This is a genomic window from Pseudomonas sp. ICMP22404 (genome assembly GCF_006227205.1).
Lineage (GTDB): Bacteria > Pseudomonadota > Gammaproteobacteria > Pseudomonadales > Pseudomonadaceae > Aquipseudomonas.
In genome coordinates, this window is record NZ_VCNG01000069.1 from 1 (window position 1) to 463 (window position 463).

The 463-nt window shown below is 69.3% G+C and carries 1 protein-coding gene; it reads right to left on the bottom strand.

What is annotated here, in order from left to right; genetic code table 11:
* A partial coding sequence (locus tag FGE05_RS29695; protein WP_139650445.1) for a condensation domain-containing protein occupies positions 1–463 on the bottom strand: 463 nt, incomplete at both ends.

Below are 463 nucleotides of genomic sequence, written 5' to 3' on the forward strand. Positions count from 1 at the left end.
GCGGGCTTCTTCCTGGGACAGCTGTTCAACGGCCGGTTGCCGGGCTTCGGGGGCCAGGGCTTGCAGGTCGTGCTCGACCAGGGCGAAGCCGATGTCGGCCGGGGCGAAACGCTGGCGTACTTCGCCGTCCAGGCGCTCGAAGGTGGTGCGCAGGCTTTCGTGGCGGGCGACGATGCGGTCCAGGGCCCGTTGCAAGGCCTGGCGGTCCAGGCTGCCACGCAGGTGCAGGGCGGCGGGCATGTGGTAGGCGACGCTGGCGGCATGGTCCAGTTGATCGAGGAACCACAAGCGCTGCTGGGCCAGGGACAGCGGCAGCGGCTGCTCGCGAGAAACCACGGCAATCGCTTGGAGCCGGGATTGACCGGCCTGTTCGACGTGTTGGGCCAGTTCGCTCAGGGAGGTCTGGGCGAACAGGGTGCGCAGGTCGATCTCGGCGCCGAGGTCCTGGTGCAGGCGGGCTTGC